Source organism: Thermomonas fusca (genome assembly GCF_005862345.1).
Classification (GTDB): domain Bacteria; phylum Pseudomonadota; class Gammaproteobacteria; order Xanthomonadales; family Xanthomonadaceae; genus Thermomonas; species Thermomonas fusca.
In genome coordinates, this window is sequence record NZ_SROY01000002.1 from 500,293 (window position 1) to 519,186 (window position 18,894).

Sequence of the window (18,894 nt, forward strand, 5' to 3'; positions counted from 1 at the left end):
GATGACGTTCGCAAGTGCGTTGCGCCGCCAGCGCTGGCGGCGCCTGCTGGCGTGGCTGCGCTGGGGCACGGCCGCACTGCTGCTGACCCTGCTGGTCCTTGATTTCGCCTTTCCGCTGCCGCTGCCCAAGGGCCGCGATTCCGCCACCGTGGTGACCGCCCGCGACGGCAGCCCGCTGCGCGCGTTTGCCGACGCGGGCGGCGTCTGGCGCTATCCGGCCACGCCGGAGCAGGTGTCGCCGCTGTACGTGCAGGCGCTGCTGGGCTACGAGGACCGCTGGTTCTGGCGCCATCCCGGCATCAACCCGGTGGCGATGCTGCGCGCCGGCGCGCAGATGCTGGCCAGCCGGCGCATCGTCTCCGGCGGCTCCACCCTGACCATGCAGGTGGCGCGGATCATCGATCCCGGCCTGCACGGCGCGCGCACCCGCAGCGTCGCCGGCAAGCTGCGCCAGCTGCTGCGTGCGCTGCAGCTGGAAGCGCATCTGTCCAAGCGCGGGATCCTCACCCTGTACCTGGAGCGCGCGCCGTTCGGCGGCACCATCGAAGGCGTGGAGGCCGCCAGCTGGGCCTACCTGGGCAAGCCGGCATCAAGGCTGTCGCATGCCGAGGCCGCGCTGCTGGCGGTGCTGCCGCAGGCGCCCAGCCGGCTGCGCCCGGACCGCTACCCCGAGGCGGCGCAGGCTGCGCGCGACAAGCTGCTGGCGCGGATGGCCGCGCGCGGCGTGTGGACGCGCGCACAGGTGGAAGATGCGCGCATCGAGAACGTGGTGTCGCGCCGCCTGCGCGCGCCGATGGACGCCGCGCTGCTGGCGCAGCGCCTGCACGCCGCGCGGCCGCAGGCACGCCGCATCGTGTCCACGCTGGAGCCGGCCCTGCAGCGTGCGCTGGAGGAACGGGTCGCGGCGTATTTCTCCGACCTGCCGCCGCGCACCTCGGCGGCGTTGCTGGTGGTCGACAACGCCAGTCTTGAAGCGCGCGCCTACGTGGGCTCGTTGGCCTTCGCCGACAAGGCGCGGCTGGGCCATGTCGACATGGTGCAGGCCTGGCGTTCGCCCGGCTCCACCCTCAAGCCGTTCCTGTACGGGATGGCGCTGGACTACGGCCTGGTGCATTCGGAAAGCCTGCTGGTCGATGCGCCGCAGTCGTTCGGCGGCTACCGGCCGTCCAATTTCGATACCGCTTTCAACGGCCCGGTCAGCGTGGCCGAGGCGCTGCGGCTGTCGCTCAACGTGCCGGCGGTGGACCTGCTGGACCGGGTCGGGCCAGCGCGCTTCGCGGCGCGGCTGGAGCACGCGGGCATCACCCTGCGGCTTCCGCGTGGGGCGGCGCCGAACCTGTCGATGATCCTGGGCGGCACCGGCGCGCGGCTGGAGGATCTGGTTGGCGCGTTTGCCGCCCTGCAGCGCGGCGGCATCGCCGGGCGGGTGCGCTATACCGGCGATGCGCCGAAGCTCGAACGCCGCCTGCTATCGCCCGGCGCGGCCTGGATCGTGCGCGAGATCCTGGCCGCCCATCCGCGCCCCGGCGAGGCCGAGGGCATGTTCGACACCGGCCGGCGCCCGCAGGTGGCGTGGAAGACCGGCACGAGCTACGGCTTCCGCGATGCCTGGGCGATCGGCGCAACGCCGCGCTACAGCGTGGGCGTGTGGGTGGGGCGGCCGGACGGCACGCCGCTGCCCGGCCAGTACGGCGCGGTCACCGCACTGCCGCTGCTGTTCGAAGTGGTCGACAGCCTGCCGCGCGCGCCCGGCGATTCGCGGCGCGTGCCGATGCCGGCCAGCGTGGCCGAAATCGACATCTGCTGGCCGCTGGGCACTGCCGCCAGCGCGCAGCCGGACGCGCTGTGCCAGCGGCGGCGAGGGGCGTGGACGCTCGACGGGATGGTGCCGCCGACCCTGCCGGAGCGCCAGGCGCGGCTGTGGAGCGCCGGCATCGAGCGCTTCGAAGTGGATGCCGGCAGCGGGCGCCGGCTGTCCGCCGACTGCCGGTTGCCGCATGTCGCGCAGGCGCGACAGATCGCGCGCTGGCCGGCGCTGGCGATGCCGTGGCTGCCGACGGCCTGGCGTGCCGGCGCGACCCTGCCGCCTCTGGCCGACGACTGCGCGGACGACGGCCGCGGCGCGCTGGAAACCCTGCGTATCGAAGGCGTCAACGATGGCGCCGTGCTCGCTGCGCCGCCGGGCCGCGGCGCCGGCGTGCGGCTTGCGCTGCGTGCGCTGGGCGCCGGCGCGCGGGTGCAGTGGCTGCTGGACGGCCGCTGGATCGGTGAAACCGAAGGCGGCCGGCCCCTGCTGCGCGAGTTCGCGGAGCCGGGCCGGCACGAACTCACCGCGCTGGCCGACAGCGGCGCCTGGGACAGCCTGCGTTTCGCGATCCTGCCGCGGTCACCGTGACGCGCCGGGCAAAGATGCGCGAATGCGCATCGCGCCGCGGTGGCAGGTGCAATCAGGCCGGAAGATTGGCCAGCACGTTTTCCGCCGACGACACCCGGTATTCGCCCGGCGCCTCCACCCACAGGCCGCGCACGATCTCGTTCTCGGCATACAGCGCGAAGCGCTTGCTGCGCACGCCCATGCCGTAGCCGCTGGCGTCCAGCTCCAGCCCCAGCGCGCGGGTGAAGTCGGCATTGCCGTCGGCCAGCATCTTCATGCCCTGCGGCACGCCCTGGCTGTTGCCCCAGGCCTGCATCACGAAGGCATCGTTCACCGCCATGCAGGCGACCTCGATGCCCTTGGCGCGGAACGCATCGAAATGCTGGATGAAGCCGGGCAGGTGGCGTTCGGAGCAGGTCGGCGTGAACGCGCCCGGCACCGAGAACAGCACCAGCTTGCGTCCGCCGAACAGGCTGTGGGTGTCGATCCGGTGCACACCGTTGTCGATGTACTGCAGAACCGCTTCGGGAAGGTGCTGACCGACTTGAATCGACATGACCGGGCCTCACTTCGATGAGCAGGCAGTCTAAGGCCTGTGACTGCGCTTGGGCTGCGCGGTGGGATAATCCCCGTACGCAGACCGCAGGGAGCATCGATGGAATTCAAGGACTACTACGGGATCCTCGGGGTCGAAGCCAGCGCGGGCGAGGCCGAGATCAAGACCGCCTACCGCCGGCTGGCGCGCAAATACCATCCCGACGTCAGCAAGGAAAAGGGCGCCGAGGACAAGTTCAAGGCGGTCAACGAAGCCTATGAAGCGCTGCGCGACCCGCAGAAGCGCGCGGCCTACGACCAGCTGCGCGCCGGCGGATACCGCCCCGGCGACGAGATCCGCCCGCCGCCCGGCGGCTTCGGCCGCGGGCAGGGCGGGCAGCCGGATTTCGACTACGACGAGATCTTCGCCGGCGGTGGTGCCGGCGGCGGTTTCTCCGATTTCTTCGAGAACCTGTTCGGCCAGCGCGCCCGCGGCAACGGCGGTGGGCGCCCTGGGCAGCCGGTGGGCGACACCCGCGCCAAGCTGGCGGTGCCGCTGAGCGCGGTCTACAACGGCAGCAGCGTGCGCATCGGCGTGGGCGGCAAGACCCTGGATGTGCGCGTGCCCAAGGGCGTGCGCCCCGGTCAGGTGATCCGTCTGGCCCGGCAGGGCAACGGCGGCCGCGACCTGCTGCTGGAAGTGGAATACGCCGCCGACCCGCAGTTCGAGGTCGATGGCCGCAACGTCATCCATGTGCTGCCGGTGGCGCCGTGGGAAGCGGCGTTGGGCGCCACCCTCAGCGTGCCCACGCTGGGCGGGCCGGTGGAACTGAAGATTCCGGCCGATTCCGAATCCGGCCGCAAGCTGCGCCTGCGCGGGCGCGGCCTGCCGGGCAGCGGCGGCGCGGCGGATGGCGACCAGATCGTCGAGCTGGAAGTCCTCGCCCCGAAGGCGCACAACGACGCGCAGCGCAAGGCCTACGCGAAGATGCGCGATGCCTTCGGCGACGACTGGCGACGGGGGTGAGCCGGCCTCTCGGATGGGGTTTCAGGTCAAGCCCCACCGGCTGCGGTGAGGTTCGCTGCTGAGGCCGCGCCCGCAGGAGTTACGCGGCGCTCGGGCCGGTGACCAGATACTGGTTGATCACATCGGCCAGTTCGGACTCGCTGAACGGCTTGGTGATGTAGGCCTTGGCGCCCTGGCGCATGCCCCAGACGCGGTCGGTGTCCTGGTCCTTGGTGGTGACCAGGATGACCGGGATGTGCTTGGTGGTGGCCTCGCGGCTGATCGAACGGGTGGCCTGGAAACCGTTGAGGTTCGGCATCACCACGTCCATCAGGATCAGGTCCGGCAGCTCGCGCTTGGCCGCTTCCACGCCGGCGGCGCCGTCCTCGGCGGTGAGTGCGTCGTGGCCGAGCTTCTCGACGATGCGTCGGATGCTCATCAGCTGGGAGGGCGAATCGTCGACGATCAGGATGCGTGCCATGTGAATCCCCGGGTATGCGGGTCGATTGTAGCCGCAGGCCCGCGGCCTGCAAGCGCGGTCAGATGACAGGCGCGATGCGCACCACCGTACGCCCCAGCGCGCCGCCGGCAAGCATGCCGTCGAACACCTGCGGCAGTTCGTCCAGGCTGGCTTCGCGGGTGCAGATCGCGGCCAGGTTGTCCGGCTTCCAGTCGCCGGCCAAACGGCGCCAGACCTCGTCACGGATGTCGCGGGCGGTGCCGGCCGAGGCTACGCCCAGCAGCGAGACGCCGCGGATGATGAAGGGCATCACGGTGGCGTGCAGCTCATGCGATGCGGCCAGCCCGCAGCTGGCGACGTTGCCGTAGGGGGCGGTCTGCGCCAGCAGGGCGGCCAGCATCGGCCCGCCGACGTTGTCCAGGCCGCCGCCGAAGCGGGCACTGTCCATCGGCTTGGTGGTGGCCAGCGCGTCGCGGCCCAGCACGTCGGACGCGCCCAGTGACTTCAGGTAGGCCGCATGTTCGGGCTTGCCGCTGATCGCGTGCACCTCATAGCCGGCCTTGCTGTAGATGGCGACCGCCAGCGAACCCACGCCGCCAGTGGCGCCGGTCACGGCCAACGGGCCGAGCGCGGGGGTCTGCCGGTTTTCGGTCATCCGCAGCAGGCCCAGCGCCGCGGTGAAGCCGGCGGTGCCCAGGATCATCGCTTCGCGCAGGCTCAGGCTCGCGGGCAGCGGGATCACCCAGCGCGCATCCAGCCGCGCGACTTCCGAATAGCCGCCGTCGCGGGTTTCCGACAGCCCGCTGCCGGTGACCAGCACGGCGTCGCCTTCCCTGAAGGCGGGATCGGTCGAAGCGACGACGTGGCCGGCAACGTCGATCCCGCCGACTAGCGGGAAGCTGCGCAGGATCTTGCCCTTGCCGGTCCCGGCCAGCGCGTCCTTGTAGTTGACCGAGGAGTAGGCGGCCTTCACCACCACTTCGCCGGGGTTGAGGTCGTCCAGCGACAGGGTTTCGATGCCGCTGCGGTAGCCGGCGGCGTCGCTGTGGATGCGGAAGGCCCGGAACGTCGCCGGAATGGTCATACATCCTCCGTGGTGAGGTTGAGCTGGCTGCGGCGCTTCTCGTCCAGCCATTTGTCGGCCTGGGCCGGCACGTAGCCGCGCATCCATGCCAGCAGCGCCTCGATGTCGGTGCCGTGCCACATGTCGGTGCGCTGTTCGGGGTGCAGGAAGCGCTCGCGCACCATCGTGTCCAGCATCGCCATCAGCGGCTCCCAGAAGCCGTTCACGCCGAGGAAGGCGCAGGGCTTGCGGCCCAGGCCCAGCTGGCGCCAGGTCAGCATCTCGAACATTTCGTCGAGGGTGCCGAAGCCGCCGGGCAGGGCGACGAAGCCGTCGGCAAGTTCGAACATGCGCGCCTTGCGGGTGTGCATGGAATCGACGACTTCAAGGCGGGTGACGCCCCTGTGGGCGACTTCCCAGTCGACCAGCTGCTGCGGGATCACCCCGATCACCTCGCCGCCCCCGGCAAGCACCGCATCGGCGACGATGCCCATCAGGCCGACGTTGCCGCCGCCATACACCAGCGCGATGCCGTCGCGCGCGAGGCGGCTACCCAGGTCGCGGGCAAGCGCGGCATAGGCCGGGTCGCTGCCGGCGTTGGAGCCGCAATAGACGCAGAGGGTTTTCATGCGTCGATTATCGCCCGCCGCCAACGAAAACGGCGCACCGAGGTGCGCCGTTTCTGCCCGGCCTCATGCAGCATCAGCACGGGCGTTCGTTGGTATGCGGATGTGCCAGCGCGGCGCAAGGCTGATGGCGACACGCCGCAAGTACGTCCATGTAGGCTAATCGGTGGCCTGCTCGCATGCGCTTTCCTGCGCATGCGGCAGGGCCTGGGCAGACCATCCCTGGCCTGCCCGTTCGGCGCAATGCGCCGAACCCATGCCGCCGATTGTCGCCATCAGCCTCGCACCAAGCTGCCACTGGCGGCGGCATGGCACGGGTGGGGGCGACAAAGCCGGCTCAATTGGCCTTGTGGATCGCCCGCTTGTGCACCGCCATTGCGGCGTCGTGCACGGCTTCGGACAGCGACGGGTGGGCGTGGCAGATGCGCGCCAGGTCGTCGGCGCTGCCCTTGAACTCCATCGCCAGCACGCCTTCGTGGACCAACTCGGACACGTTCACGCCGACCAGGTGCATGCCCAGGATGGTGTCGGTCTCGGCATGCGCCAGCACCTTCACGAAGCCCGCCGGCTCGGCCATCGCCACCGCGCGACCGACCGCCGCGAACGGGAAGCTGCCGGCCTTGTACGGGATGCCCTCGGCCTTCAGCTGCTCCTCGGTCTTGCCGACCCAGGCGATTTCCGGCTCGGTGTAGATCACCCACGGGATGGTGTCGAAGTTGACGTGGCCCGGCAGGCCGGCGATCAGCTCGGCCACCGCGATGCCTTCCTCGAAGCCCTTGTGCGCCAGCATCGGCCCGCGCACGCAATCGCCGACCGCCCACACGCCGTCGACGCCGGTGTGGCAATGCTCGTCGACCACGATCTGGCCGCGCTCGTTGAGCTGCACGCCGGTGCCATCGGCCAGCAGGCCCTTGGTGGCGGCACGGCGGCCAACGGCCACCAGCAGCTTGTCGACCACCAGTTCCTGCGCCGCGCCCTTGTCGTCGGTGTAGCTGATGTGCACGCCGTCCTTCTTGACCTCGGTGGCGGTGCACTTGCAGCCCAGCTTGATGTCCAGGCCCTGCTTCTTGAACTCGCGCGCGGCGACCTTCGCCACCTCCGCGTCCGCGGCGGCGAGGAAGTTCGGCAGGCCTTCGAGGATGGTGACCTCGGCGCCCAGGCGCTTCCACACGCTGCCCAGTTCCAGGCCGATCACGCCGGCGCCGATCACGCCGAGGCGCTTCGGCACCTTCTCGAGGTCCAGCGCGCCGACGTTGTCGATGATGTGCTCGCCGAACTTGGCGAACGGCAGCTCGATGGAATCGGAACCGGCGGCGAGGATGACGTTGGTGCCCTTCAGCTCGACGGTGCTGCCGTCATGCTGCTTCACGCTGACCACGTTGCCCGGCTGCAGTTGGCCGTAGCCGTGGAACGCGGTGATCTTGTTCGCCTTGAACAGCGCGGCGATGCCGCCGGTGAACTGCTTCACGATGCCGTCCTTGCGGGCGACCATCTTCTTCACGTCGATCGCGGGCTTGTCGAAGCTGATCCCGTGCTGGTCGAAGATGTGGCCCATGTTCCAGAACTGGCGGCTGGAATCCAGCAGCGCCTTGGACGGGATGCAGCCCACGCGCAGGCAGGTGCCGCCCAGCGCCGGCTTGCCGTCCTTGCCCAGCGCGGCGTCGATGCAGGCGGTCTTCAGGCCCAGCTGCGCGGCGCGGATGGCGGCGTGGTAGCCGGCCGGACCGGCACCGATGACGACGACGTCGAATTGCTGTTGTTCGCTCATTGCTTCATTCCTGAACTTGGTAGCGGGGCAGGATCCGAACCTGCGGTGCCCCGAAACAGGACGGGAACCGTTGCCGGTTCCCGTCGCCGGAATCACATCCCCAGCAGCATGCGGTGCGGGTTCTCGAGCTGGTTCTTGATGTCGACCAGGAACAGCACCGCGTCCTTGCCGTCGATGATGCGGTGGTCGTAGCTCAGCGCGATGTACATCATCGGCGCGGCGATGACCTGGCCGTTCTCGACGATGGCGCGTTCCTTGATCGCGTGCATGCCGAGAATGGCGCTCTGCGGCGGGTTCACGATCGGGGTGGACATCAGCGAACCGAAGGTGCCGCCATTGGTGATGGTGAAGGTGCCGCCCTGCAGGTCGTCCAGGCCCAGCTTGCCGTCGCGCGCCTTCTTGGCGTAGTCGGCGATGCCCTGCTCGATCTCGGCGAAGCCCATCCGCTCGACGTTGCGCAGCACCGGCGTGACCAGGCCCTTGTCGGTGGACACCGCGATGCTGATGTCGGCATAGCCGTGGTAGATGACGTCGTTGCCATCGACCGAGGCGTTGACCGCCGGATGACGCTGCAGCGCATTCGCCGCCGCCTTGGCGAAGAAGCTCATGAAGCCGAGCTTGATGCCGTTGGCCTTGACGAAGTCGTCCTGCAGCTCCTTGCGCATCTCCATGACCTTCGCCAGGTTCACCTCGTTGAACGAGGTCAGCATGGCGATGGAGTTCTTCGACTGCATCAGGCGCTCGGCGATGCGGGCGCGCATGCGGGTCATCGGCACGCGTTCCTCTGGACGCGCGCCGCCGGTCACGCCGGCGGTCTTGCCGCTGGCGTAGTTGACGATGTCTTCCTTGGTGACCATGCCGCGGCGGCCGGTGCCGGCCACGTCGGCCGGGTTCACGCCAGAGGTGGTGGCGGTGAAGCGCGCGCCCGGCGGCAGGTCGCCGCCGACCGGGTTCGGCGTGGTGCTGGCGGGCGCCGCCGCGTGCAGGGCTGCAGCCTTGGCCTTCGGCATCACCTCTTCGGCGCCGGCGGCCGGCTTGGGCGCTTCGGCGGCGGGCGCGGCAGCGGCCACTGCACCTTCCTCGATCACCGCGATCACCTGCTGGCTGTTGACGGTGGCGCCGGCTTCGAACTTGATCTCCTTGAGCACGCCATCGACCGGCGAGGGCACTTCCAGCACCACCTTGTCGGTTTCGAGATCGAGCAGGTTTTCATCGCGCTTGACCGCGTCGCCGGCCTTCTTGTGCCAGCTGGCGATGGTGGCGTCGGAAACGGATTCGGGGAGAACCGGGACTTTGACTTCAATGGCCATGAGGGCGTCCTGTCGGAATTCGGAGGGGGATTAGTCGGCGTCGCTGTCGTTGCCGACCGGGTTCACCAGTGCGTCGGCAAGCAGCTTGTTGAGTTCGGCCACGTGCTCGGCCATGTGGCCGGCGGCGGGCGAGGGCGAGCGCAGGCGGCCGGCGTAGCCAAGCACCTGCTTGGGCTGCAGGCAGGCGCGCAGATGGTGCTGGATCTGGTACCACGCACCCTGGTTCTGCGGCTCTTCCTGGCACCAGACCACGTCGGTGGCGGAGCCGAAGCGCTTCAGTTCGGCCACCAGCTCCGGGCGCGGGAACGGGTACAGCTGCTCCACGCGGACCAGCGCCACGTCCTTGATCTCCTTCTTGTGCGCTTCTTCCAGCAGGTCGTAATAGACCTTGCCGGCGCAGACCACCACCCGCTTGATCTTCTTCGCGGTGGCGGTGGTGTCCGGGATCAGGCGCTGGAACTCGCCGTTGGCCAGTTCGTCCAGGCTCGATACCGCCAGCTTGTGACGCAGCAGCGACTTCGGCGTCATCACCACCAGCGGCTTGCGGGTGCTCTGGCGCATCTGCCGGCGGATCATGTGGAAATCCTGCGCCGGGGTGGTGGGCGTGCAGACCACCATGTTGTCGAGCGCGCACAGCTGCAGGAAGCGCTCCAGGCGCGCCGAGCTGTGCTCGGGGCCCTGGCCTTCGTAGCCGTGGGGCAGGTACAGGGCCAGGCCGCACAGGCGATCCCACTTGGCTTCGCCGGCGGCCAGGAACTGGTCGATCACCACCTGCGCGCCGTTGGCGAAGTCGCCGAACTGCGCTTCCCAGATATCCAGGGTCATCGGATCGGCGGTGGCGTAGCCGTATTCGAACGCCATCACCGCTTCCTCGCTGAGCAGCGAATCGATGATGGTGACGTCTTCCGGGTTCTGCACCAGTTCGCGCAGCGGCAGGTGGTAGTGGTCGGTGTTCTGGTCGTGCAGGATCGCGTGGCGATGGAAGAAGGTGCCGCGGCCGCAGTCCTGGCCGACCAGGCGCAGGCGGTAGCCGTCCTGCAGCAGGGTGGCGTAGGCCAGGTTCTCGGCGAAGCCCCAGTCGCCCGGCTGTTCGCCGGCGGCCATCTTGCGGCGGTCGTCATAGATCTTGGCCACGCGCGGATGCAGCTTGACCGCGTCCGGGATGGTGTTGATCTGCGTGGCCAGCTGATCCAGTGCCTTGCGCGGCACCTTGGTGTCGACCGGGTCGGACAGCTTGCCGGCCAGGTACGGCGACCAGTCCACGGTCAGCGCGTCGGCCTGGGCCTTGACCACGTCGGTGGTGACTTCGCCGGCGTCGAGGCGGTCGCGGCAGGCATCGACCAGCGCCTGCGCGTCGGCGGCGGCCACGGTGCCTTCCGCCGCCAGCTTCTCCGCGTACAGCTCGCGCGTGGTCTTCATCGCGCGGATCTTCTTGTACATCACCGGCTGGGTGGCGGCCGGCTCGTCGGCCTCGTTGTGGCCGTGGCGGCGGTAGCAGACCAGGTCGATGACCACGTCCTTGCCGAACGCCTGGCGGAAATCGAATGCCATTTCGGCCACGAATGCCACCGCTTCCGGGTCGTCGCCGTTCACGTGCAGGATCGGCGCGCCGACCATCTTGGCCACGTCGGTGCAATAGAACGTCGAGCGCGCGTCTTCGGCGGCGCTGGTGGTGAAGCCGACCTGGTTGTTGACCACCACGTGCAGGGTGCCGCCCACGCGGAAGCCGCGGGCCTGCGACATCTGCAGCAGCTCCATCACCACGCCCTGGCCGGCGAACGCGGCGTCGCCGTGGATCAGCACCGGCATCACCTGCTTGCGCTCGCCATCGCCGCGGCGGTGCTGGCGCGAACGCACGCTGCCAACCACCACCGGATCGACGATCTCCAGGTGCGAGGGATTGAACGCCAGCGCCAGGTGGACCGGGCCGCCGGGGGTGGCGACGTCGGCGCTGTAGCCCATGTGGTACTTCACGTCGCCGGTGTGGGCGTGGTCGCCCTGGCGGCTGTGCTCGAACTTGCCTTCGAACTCGTCGAACAGCTTGCGCGGCGGCTTGCCGAGGGTGTTGACCAGCACGTTCAGGCGGCCGCGATGGGCCATGCCCAGCACCACGTCCTTGACCCCGGCCTGGCCGGCGCGGCGGATCGCCACGTCCAGCAGCGGGATCAGCGAATCGCCGCCTTCCAGCGAGAAGCGCTTCTGGCCGACGTACTTGGTGTGCAGGTAGCGTTCCAGGCCTTCGGCGGCGGTCAGCCGCTCCAGGATGCGCTGCTTGTCTTCCTTGCTGCGGCCGTAGTTGCCGGCCGCCGTTTCCAGCCGCTCGTACAGCCAGCGACGCTGGTCGGCGTCGGTGATGTGCATGAATTCAGCGCCGATGCTGCCGGCATAGGTGGCGCGCAGGCGCGCGTACAGGTCGCGCAGCTTCATCCGCGCCTGGCCGCCGACGCCGCCGGTGCTGAATTCGGTGTCGAGGTCGCTGCCGGACAGCTTGTGGAAGGCGAGGTCGAGATCCGGCGGATTGATCGGCGGGGTCAGGCCCAGCGGGTCGGTGTGCGCGCCGAGGTGGCCGCGCGAACGGTAGGCGGTGATCAGGCGGCCGACGTGGCGTTCGCGCTCGTCGCCGCTGCCGCTGTTGGCGGCAACCACGCCGCGCGCGGCCTGTCGGCCGGCCTCGGCGATCTGGTCGATCACCGCGGAATGCGGGATATCGCCGGCTTCGCGGCCCTTCAGGCCATCGAAGTACTGCTTCCATTTGGGATCGACGCTGTCGGGCGCGACCAGGTACTGCTCATAGAGGTCTTCGATGAACGCGCCGTTGGCGCCGAGCTGGGAGGTTTGAGCGAACTGCTTGAGGAGACTGTCCACGGTGTGGCTAGCAACCTATCGGTGGGGTGGGGGGTGTGCCCGCCGGTACTGGCGTCAGACCGGGGCGGAACAAATTCTGAATGCGCGCAAGCAAAGAGCCGGAATTATAGCCGCAGGGGGGTCGCGGGCGCATGCGACCAAAGTCAAGAACGCGGCGATTTCATATCCCGAGGGCGCGATATTCAGTTACCGGACGGGAACGCTCCCAGATTTCCTCGAAGCGTTGCTGCAGCTGGCGCACCCGCGCGCGCGAGTCGAATGCGGCGATGCCCTCGACGCGGTCGCCCTGGGTGCGGAAGTAATAGCCGCCGGTGTCGTTGGCGATCAGCGCCACCCGTTCCTCGCGGTAGACCGGGTCGTCCACCTCGCGGAACTGGAACACGCTGGGCAGGCGCTGGGCCAGCGTCAGCAGCTTGGCGTGGGCGGCCTGCGGGGCGGCGGCGTCGTGCAGCAGCACTTGCACCTGCACGTCGCGGCCGGAGGTGGCGAAGCCGCGCAGGGCGGCCAGGAAATCGGTGTGGTCGAACAGCCAGCCCTCCAGGTCGAGGCTGCGGATCCACAGGCCGCGGCGCGCGTCCGCGGCGATGCGGGTGGCGGCTTCGACGGCCGCCGGGTGGTCGGTGATGCGGATCGGTTCGCTGCCGGGGTCGCCGTTCATGCCTCGTCCTCCTCCTGTTCCAGCCGGTAATGGCCGGCGGCCAGCAGGGCAGCGACCGCCGCCCGTCCCGCCTCGCCCAGCCCAGCGTACAGCGCGGCGTCGATGCTGTCCGCGGCGGCCAGCCGGCCGGCGTCGTCGGTGGCCAGAGGATAGGCGATGCCGCCCGCGTACAGCCGGGCCGCGTCCGCGCCGCTGCCTTGGCGGGCACGCCGCCAGGCCATGCGCGACCACGGATGCCGCCACAGCAGCGCGCCGTCGGTCAGCGCCTGCTCCATCGCGGCGCGCGGCAGCGGGTGGTCGTCGGCGGCCGGCAGCACCGCGCTGCGGTAGGTGGTGATGAAGCCGCCGAACCAGTCGCCGAACCGGTCCGGGTCGTCCATCCGCAGCTGGTGCAGGGCGGCTTCCACCCGCTGGATCGCGGCCTCGTCGATTTCGGTTGCGTCGCCCGGCAGGGCCAGGTCCGGATCGGCATAGCGCAGTTCGTCCGGCGCGTCGGCGGCCAGGGTGTCGGCGTAGTCGCCCAGCAGCTCCGCGGCGGCCGGCGCGCGCATGCCCACCGAAAAGGTCAGGCAGGGATTTTCCGCCACGCCGTGATGCGGCACGCCGGGCGGCAGGTAGAGCATGTCGCCGGGGTTCAGTACCCAATCGTGGGTCGGGTGGAATTCGCGCAGCAGCCGGATGTCCACGTCGTTGCGGAAATCCAGCGGCGGCGCGGGCGAGGCATCGATCTGCCAGCGCCGCTGGCCGTGCGCCTGCAGCAGGAACACGTCGTACTGGTCCACGTGCGCGCCCACCGAACCGCCGGTGGCGGCGAAGCTGACCATCACGTCGTCGATCCGCCAGCGCGGCAGGAAACCGAAATGGGCCAGCAGCGCGCGGATGTCGGCGTCCCACTTGTCCACGTCCTGCACCAGCAGGGTCCAGTCGTGGTCGGGCAGGCCGGGGAAGTCGTCCTCGGCGAACGGCCCGTGGCGCACCTTCCAGCCATCGCTGGCCCGGTCGTGTTCGATCAGCCGCGCCAGGACGCCGTCCTCGCAGGCAAGGCCGGCCAGGTCTTCCGGCTCGATCGGGGAAACGAAGCCGGGAAAGGCGTTGCGGACCAGCAGCGGGCGCTTCTGCCAGCAGTCGCGCAGGAAGGCCGCCGGCGGCATGCCCAGCGGAGACGGACCGCGGGCGGCGTCGATCTCGATGGGCGACGCCGCGTGCGGGGTCACCTCAGACCTCCCGCGCCAGCCGCTCCGCCAGGCCGGTGTAGCTGCCCGGGGTCATGTCCAGCAGGCGCTGCTTGTCGGCCGCGGGCAGGTCCAGCGACTCGACGAAGGCGCGCATGGAGTCGGCGGTGATGCCATGGCCGCGGGTCAGTGCCTTGAGCTGTTCGTAGGGGTTCGGCAGGCCGTGGCGGCGCATCACCGTCTGCACGGCTTCGGCCAGCACTTCCCAGCTGGCATCGAGGTCGGCGGCCAGCCGCTCCGGGTTGACGCTGAGCTTGTTGAGGCCGCGCTGCAGGGCGTCGAAGCCGATCAGCATGTGGCCGAAGGCGGTGCCCAGTGCGCGCAGCACGGTGGAGTCGGTGAGGTCGCGCTGCCAGCGGCTGATCGGCAGCTTGATCGAGAAGTGCTCGAACAGCGCGCTGGCGATGCCGAAGTTGCCTTCGGCGTTCTCGAAGTCGATCGGGTTGACCTTGTGCGGCATGGTGCTGCTGCCCACTTCGCCGGCTTTCACCGCCTGCTTGAAATAGCCCTGCGAGATGTAGCCCCAGATGTCGCGGCAGAGATCGATGGCGATGGTGTCGATGCGCTTGGCCGCGTCGCACAGTTCGGCCACGCCGTCGTGCGGTTCGATCTGGGTGGTGTAGGGCTGCCAGTCGAGATCCAGCGACTCGACGAAGCGGCGCGAGAACGCCGCCCAGTCCACGTCCGGGTAGGCGGCCACGTGGGCGTTGTAGTTGCCCACCGCGCCATTGATCTTGCCCGGCATCGGCAGGCCGGCCAGCACTTCGCCCTGGCGCTGCAGGCGCGCCACCACGTTCGCCAGCTCCTTGCCGACGGTGGTGGGGGAAGCGGTCTGGCCGTGGGTGCGCGAGAGCATCGGCAGCGCCGCGTGCTCGTGCGCCATCGCGCGCAGTTTCTGGATCAGTGCGTCCAGCTTCGGCAGCAGCACGTCCTGCCGCGCCTGGCTCAGCATCAGTGCGTAGGACAGGTTGTTGATGTCCTCGCTGGTGCAGGCGAAGTGCACGAATTCCAGCGCCGGGCCGAGCTCGGCGTCGTCCTTCAGCTGCTCCTTGATGAAGTATTCCACCGCCTTGACGTCGTGGTTGGTGGTGGCTTCGATGGCCTTGACCCGCGCCGCGTGCTCGACGCTGAAGCCATCGGCCAGCGCACGCAGGCGGCCGGCGGCGGCCGCGGAGAACGGGGCCAGTTCGGGGATCCCCGGCGCCTCCGCCAGCGCCAGCAGCCATTCGACTTCCACCTTCACCCGGGCGCGGATCAGCCCGTATTCGGAAAAGATCGGGCGCAGCGCATCGACCTTGCCGGCGTAGCGGCCATCGAGCGGGGACAGGGCGGTCAGGGCGTCGGACATGGGGTCAGCGGCTGGCAACGGGGCCGATATTGTAGAGCGGCGGCAGCGCCGCTGCCTTGTGGAAGAGCGCCCGCGCGGCGCAAGCTCCTGCCTGGACTCCATTGAACGGCAGGGCGACATGGCCAGCAAATCCAGCGGTTTCCGCAGCGAACACGACAGCATGGGCAAGCTGCAGGTGCCCGCCGATGCGTTGTGGGGGGCACAGACCCAGCGCGCGGTGGACAATTTCCACATCTCCGGACGGCCGATGCCGGCGGCGTTCATCCGCGCGCTGGCGCTGGTGAAAGCCTCGGCGGCGCTGGTCAACGGGCATCTGGGACTGCTGGATGGCAAGCGCGCCGACGCCATCGTCGAAGCCGCCACCGCCGTGGCCGGCGGCGCGCATGCCGAACAGTTCCCGATCGACCGCTACCAGACCGGTTCGGGCACGTCGTCCAACATGAATGCCAACGAGGTGATCGCGCACGTGGCCGGCAAGGCCAGCCGGCTGGCCATCCATCCCAACGATCATGTGAATCTTGGCCAGAGCAGCAACGACACCATTCCCACCGCCCTGCGGGTGATGGCGGTGCGCGAAACCGAAGCCGCGCTGCTGCCGCAGCTGGAGCATCTGCGCAACACCATCGACGCCCAGGCCGAGGCGATCGGTGCGGTGGTGAAGACCGGACGCACCCACCTGATGGATGCGATGCCGCTGACCTTCGCGCAGGAGTTCGGCGCCTGGGAAGCGCAGCTGGCGTCGGCGCAGGCGCGGATCGAGGACAGCCTGAAGCGGGTGGCGCGGCTGCCGATCGGCGGCACCGCCATCGGCACCGGCATCAACGCGCACCCGAAGTTCGGCAAGGCGGTGGCGAAGGCACTGAACGCCGCCACCGGCCTCGGTTTCAGCCAGAATTCCAATACCTTCGAGGGGCTGGCGGCGCAAGATGACCTGGTGGAACTGTCCGGCCAGCTGAGCGTGCTGGCGGTGGCGCTGATGAAGATCGGCAACGACCTGCGGTGGATGAATTCCGGCCCGCTGGCGGGCCTGGGCGAGATCGAATTGCAGGCGCTGCAACCGGGCAGCTCGATCATGCCGGGCAAGGTCAATCCGGTCATTCCCGAGGCGCTGTGCATGGTCTGCGCGCAGGTCATGGGGCTGCATCAGGCCAATACCGTTGCCGGGCAGAGCGGCAATTTCCAGCTCAACGTGATGCTGCCGCTGCTGGCCTGCAATCTGGATGAGGCGATTGGTCTTTTGGCCTGCGCCATGCGTGCGCTGGCCGACGATGCCATCGCCACCCTGAAGATCCGCCGCGACGTGGTGGCGCAGACGCTGGAGCGCAACCCCATCCTGGTGACGGCGCTCAACCCGGTGATCGGCTATGAAATGGCCGCGAAGATCGCCAAGCGCGCCTACGCGGAAAACCGCCCGGTGCTGGAAGTGGCGCTCGAAGACAGCGGCCTGACCGAAAAGCAGCTGCGCAAGCTGCTGGACCCGGCGGCACTGACCAAGGGCGGGATCAAGGGCTGAGCGCGCGCCACTGGCGCGCGGAGCCGCGGAATCGAAGCGATCGCTAGTTGGGGTCGGGATTGAACACGATCGGCACCGACACCTCGGCCGCCACGGGCTTGCCGTTGCGGGTGGCCGGCTGGAAGCGCCAGCGGCGCACCGTCTCCAGTGCCGCGCGGTCCAGATGGCGGTTGCCGCTGCTATCGGTCAGCTCCTGCCGTTCCACGCTGCCATCGGCCGCCACCGTCACGGTGATCCGCACGGTGCCGCCCGCGCCCATGCGCAGCGCTTCGCGCGGGTAGCGCGGGGCAGGGGTGGACAGCGGCTGTGGCTGGGCGCGGTCGCCGGGCGCCGGGGCGGCCTGCGCCACGGGCGGCGGTGCCGGGCGTACGGGTGCATCGATGATCCGCGGCTGGTCGCTGGCCGGGACTGCGGCCGGGTCGGTGACGCCGTCGCGGCCAACCGTGCGCAGGCCGCTGGCGTTGCCATCGCCGCCGTCGCTGCCGGCCAGATCCGGCGGCAGTGGAACCGGCAGGGCGTCGGACTGGCCGGCGGCCGCCTCGGTGCCATCGGCCTTGTAGAAGTCGTAGTTGCGGCGTGAATTCAGCCAGACCAGCAGGAACAGCAGCAGGCCGACGCCGAAGGCGATGGCCAGGCGGATCGCCAGCTGGGGCGGCAGCAGCGGCTTGCGCTGCGGGAGCTGCGGGTCGGACGCGGACATGGCCGCATTCTTGCACAGCCGCCGCACCGCGCTTTCATCGCGGGCGCGCTCGGCGATAATGCGCGTTCACCTTGCACCGCGAACCTCCCATGCTCGATCCCGCCCTGCTGCGCTCCAATCCTGCCGACCTTGCCGAACGCCTGCGCACCAGCCGCGGCTTCGAACTCGACGTCGCCCGCATCGAAGCGCTGGAAGCCAGCCGCAAGCAGATCCAGATCCGCACCCAGGAGCTGCAGAACCTGCGCAATACCCGCAGCAAGCAGATCGGCATGCTCAAGGCCAAGGGCGAGGACGTAGCGCCGGTGATGGCGGAAGTGGCTGGCTTCGGCGAGGAGCTGAAGGCTTCCGAAGTGGAGTTGGAGCGTATCCGCGGCGAGATCGAAGCCATCGCCTCCGGCATTCCCAACCTGCCCGACGCCAGCGTGCCGCTGGGTGGTAGCGAGGCCGACAACGTCGAGCAGCACCGCTGGGGCACGCCGCGCAGCTTCGATTTCGCGGTCAAGGATCACGTCGAGCTGGGCGCGCGCCATGGCTGGCTGGACGGCGAGACCGCGGCCAAGCTGTCCGGCTCGCGCTTCACCGTGCTGCGCGGCCATCTGGCCCGCCTGCACCGCGCGCTGGCGCAGTTCATGCTGGACCTGCACACCGGCGAGCACGGCTACGAGGAAACCAACGTCCCGGTGATCGTCAACGCCGAGTCGATGCGCGGCACCGGGCAATTGCCCAAGTTCGAGGAAGACCTGTTCGCAACCCAGCTGGGCGAACACAAGCGCTACCTGATCCCGACCAGCGAGGTGCCGCTGACCAACATCGTGCGCGATGAAATCCTGGATGCCGAGCGCCTGCCGCTGCGGATGACCGCGCATTCGATGTGCTTCCGCTCCGAAGCCGGCAGCGGTGGCCGGGACGTGCGCGGGATGATCCGCCAGCACCAGTTCGAGAAGGTCGAACTGGTCAGCGTCGCGAAACCGGAGGGGTCCGACGCCGAGCACCTGCGCATGACCCGCTGTGCCGAAACCGTGCTGGAAAAGCTGGGCCTGCCGTACCGCAAGGTGCTGCTGTGCACCGGCGACATGGGCTTCGGCGCCACCAAGACGTTCGACCTTGAAGTCTGGCTGCCCTCGCAGGACACCTACCGCGAGATCTCCTCCTGCTCCAACTGTGGCGACTTCCAGGCGCGCCGCATGCAGGCGCGCTGGCGCAACCCGGCCACCGGCAAGCCCGAGCTGGTGCACACGCTCAATGGTTCCGGCGTGGCGGTGGGGCGCGCGCTGATCGCGGTGATGGAGAACTACCAGAACGCCGACGGCAGCATCGACGTGCCGGAAGTGCTGCGCCCGTACATGGGCGGGGCCGAACGGATCGGCTGAGCGCGCCGACATGTGTCAACGAAAACGGGCCTGCAGGGGCCCGTTGTCATGAAAAGCAGCTGAAATC

General features: G+C 69.3%; 14 protein-coding genes and 1 pseudogene. 4 read left to right on the forward strand and 11 right to left on the reverse strand.

The window, feature by feature from the left end; genetic code table 11:
- Position 1 precedes the first annotated feature (1 nt).
- The gene (pbpC, locus tag E5S66_RS06535; RefSeq protein ID WP_138348460.1) at positions 2-2,395 is read left to right on the forward strand and encodes a penicillin-binding protein 1C; all 2,394 of its coding nucleotides are present in this window, start codon (positions 2-4) and stop codon (positions 2,393-2,395) included.
- A 52-nt stretch (positions 2,396-2,447) separates the two neighbouring features.
- Here the strand turns inward: pbpC and E5S66_RS06540 are convergent, their stop codons facing one another.
- Positions 2,448-2,930, reverse strand: coding sequence for a peroxiredoxin (locus E5S66_RS06540; RefSeq protein ID WP_138348461.1), 483 nt, complete (start codon positions 2,928-2,930; stop codon positions 2,448-2,450).
- Positions 2,931-3,029: 99 nt separating this feature from the next.
- Here E5S66_RS06540 and E5S66_RS06545 point away from each other — a divergent pair, with 99 nt between their 5' ends.
- Positions 3,030-3,935 carry a DnaJ C-terminal domain-containing protein gene (locus tag E5S66_RS06545; protein WP_138348462.1) on the forward strand — a complete coding sequence of 302 codons (906 nt, stop codon included), beginning with the start codon at positions 3,030-3,032 and terminating at the stop codon, positions 3,933-3,935.
- A gap of 79 nt (positions 3,936-4,014) precedes the next feature.
- On the opposite strand, the gene pilH is transcribed toward E5S66_RS06545, so the two are convergent.
- The 9 genes and pseudogenes from pilH to purB form a co-directional block, all read right to left on the reverse strand.
- Entirely contained in the window at positions 4,015-4,395 is a 381-nt protein-coding gene (gene pilH, locus E5S66_RS06550; protein WP_028839940.1) for a twitching motility response regulator PilH, read from the reverse strand.
- A 58-nt stretch (positions 4,396-4,453) separates the two neighbouring features.
- Entirely contained in the window at positions 4,454-5,458 is a 1,005-nt protein-coding gene (locus tag E5S66_RS06555) for a YhdH/YhfP family quinone oxidoreductase (RefSeq protein WP_138348463.1), read from the reverse strand.
- Complete coding sequence (locus tag E5S66_RS06560; RefSeq protein WP_138348464.1) at positions 5,455-6,066, reverse strand: LOG family protein; 612 nt, start codon at positions 6,064-6,066, stop codon at positions 5,455-5,457. Before E5S66_RS06560 ends, E5S66_RS06555 begins: the two co-directional genes overlap by 4 nt.
- 334 nt (positions 6,067-6,400) lie before the next feature.
- The gene (gene lpdA / locus E5S66_RS06565; RefSeq protein WP_138348465.1) at positions 6,401-7,831 is read right to left on the reverse strand and encodes a dihydrolipoyl dehydrogenase; all 1,431 of its coding nucleotides are present in this window, start codon (positions 7,829-7,831) and stop codon (positions 6,401-6,403) included.
- A 92-nt stretch (positions 7,832-7,923) separates the two neighbouring features.
- A complete protein-coding gene (gene sucB, locus E5S66_RS06570; RefSeq protein ID WP_138348466.1) occupies positions 7,924-9,141 on the reverse strand; it encodes a dihydrolipoyllysine-residue succinyltransferase in 1,218 nt (405 codons plus the stop codon).
- Positions 9,142-9,171: 30 nt separating this feature from the next.
- Positions 9,172-12,006: a 2-oxoglutarate dehydrogenase E1 component gene (locus E5S66_RS06575; protein WP_138348467.1), complete on the reverse strand. Its 2,835-nt coding sequence runs from the start codon at positions 12,004-12,006 to the stop codon at positions 9,172-9,174.
- Positions 12,007-12,166: 160 nt separating this feature from the next.
- A complete protein-coding gene (locus E5S66_RS06580) occupies positions 12,167-12,664 on the reverse strand; it encodes a DUF7931 domain-containing protein (RefSeq protein ID WP_138348468.1) in 498 nt (165 codons plus the stop codon).
- A gap of 2 nt (positions 12,665-12,666) precedes the next feature.
- Positions 12,667-13,878, reverse strand: a pseudogene (locus E5S66_RS06585) (JmjC domain-containing protein); the annotation flags it as partial.
- Position 13,879: 1 nt separating this feature from the next.
- Complete coding sequence (purB, locus tag E5S66_RS06590) at positions 13,880-15,244, reverse strand: adenylosuccinate lyase (protein ID WP_138348469.1); 1,365 nt, start codon at positions 15,242-15,244, stop codon at positions 13,880-13,882.
- Positions 15,245-15,362: 118 nt separating this feature from the next.
- Between purB and E5S66_RS06595 the strand changes: the two genes are divergently transcribed.
- Positions 15,363-16,757: a class II fumarate hydratase gene (locus E5S66_RS06595; protein ID WP_138348470.1), complete on the forward strand. Its 1,395-nt coding sequence runs from the start codon at positions 15,363-15,365 to the stop codon at positions 16,755-16,757.
- Positions 16,758-16,800: 43 nt separating this feature from the next.
- On the opposite strand, the gene E5S66_RS06600 is transcribed toward E5S66_RS06595, so the two are convergent.
- The gene (locus E5S66_RS06600) at positions 16,801-17,457 is read right to left on the reverse strand and encodes an energy transducer TonB (protein ID WP_138348471.1); all 657 of its coding nucleotides are present in this window, start codon (positions 17,455-17,457) and stop codon (positions 16,801-16,803) included.
- Positions 17,458-17,546: 89 nt separating this feature from the next.
- On the opposite strand from E5S66_RS06600, the gene serS reads away from it, so the two are divergent.
- A complete protein-coding gene (gene serS / locus E5S66_RS06605) occupies positions 17,547-18,827 on the forward strand; it encodes a serine--tRNA ligase (RefSeq protein WP_138348472.1) in 1,281 nt (426 codons plus the stop codon).
- Positions 18,828-18,894 lie beyond the last annotated feature (67 nt).